Annotated in this window: 1 protein-coding gene; it reads left to right on the top strand. The window is 41.1% G+C overall.

What is annotated here, in order from left to right:
• A partial coding sequence (locus tag F6K53_RS44950; RefSeq protein WP_293087590.1) for a carbamoyltransferase N-terminal domain-containing protein occupies positions 1-1,072 on the top strand: 1,072 nt, incomplete at its 5' end.
• Positions 1,073-1,078 lie beyond the last annotated feature (6 nt).

Here is a 1,078-nt window from a genome sequence, read left to right as displayed (position 1 = left end):
ACTTTGGATTAAAAGTCAAATTCAAACAGAAATCGGTATTGATGTCAAAAAAATCCTTTTTGTGGAACATCACCTATCTCATGCAGCCAGTGCTATGTTTGCTTCTCCCTATAAAGAGGCGGCGGTGCTAACGGTAGACGGTGTTGGTGAATGGACTACTGCCGCCATTGGATATGCAACGGCAAAATGGGATGAAAACAGTAATGTTCAGAATCAGATTAATTTAACTCGTGAGCTTCGCTTTCCACATTCCGTTGGCTTGTTATACTCGGCCTTTACTGCTTTTCTGGGGTTCCGAGTTAATAATGGTGAATATAAAGTGATGGGAATGGCACCCTATGGTAGCCCTAACTATGTTGATGAAATTTTGAAGGTTGTGGATATAGATAATGAAGGCAGTGTTCATCTTAATCTAAACTACTTTTCCTTTCATTACTCAACACAGCATACTTACAATAATAAATTTATTGAGATTTTTGGTTCTCCTCGCCCACCTGAATCGGAATTTTATACACTAAATACCCATCCCAATCGTGACCATCCTAATTGGGATGAACAAACAGCTCAATTAAATCAGAAATATGCTGATATCGCAGCTAGTATTCAGTATGTAACTGAAGAAATTGTGTTGAAGATGGCTAGGTATGCACATGGTTTAACTGGACACAGTAATCTAGTCATGGCTGGTGGCGTTGCCCTAAATAGTGTTGCCAATGGTCGTCTAGTCAGGGAAGGACCCTTTGAAAATGTTTTTATACAGCCTGCTGCTGGGGATGCTGGGGGAGCATTAGGAGCAGCACTTTACGTATACCATGTCATTTTGAATCGTCCTCGCCAATTTGTCATGGAACATGCTTACTGGGGAGCCAGTTATAGTGTCAGCAGACAAATGGAGGCTATCCGTGGATTGGGTTTACAGTATCAAGAAATAGAAGATACAGATATATTATCAGATCAAGTTGTAAGTAAGATCTTGGATGGTAAGGTAGTTAGCCTATATCAAGGGCGTGGTGAATGGGGTCCCAGAGCATTAGGAAACCGATCGATTGTAGCCGATCCACGCCAACTATAAATGAAG

The sequence above is a fragment of the Moorena sp. SIO4A1 genome (assembly GCF_010672065.1).
Lineage (GTDB): Bacteria > Cyanobacteriota > Cyanobacteriia > Cyanobacteriales > Coleofasciculaceae > Moorena.
The sequence above is the reverse complement of the archived record's forward strand: the minus strand, read 5'-3'. Positions and strand labels throughout refer to the sequence as shown.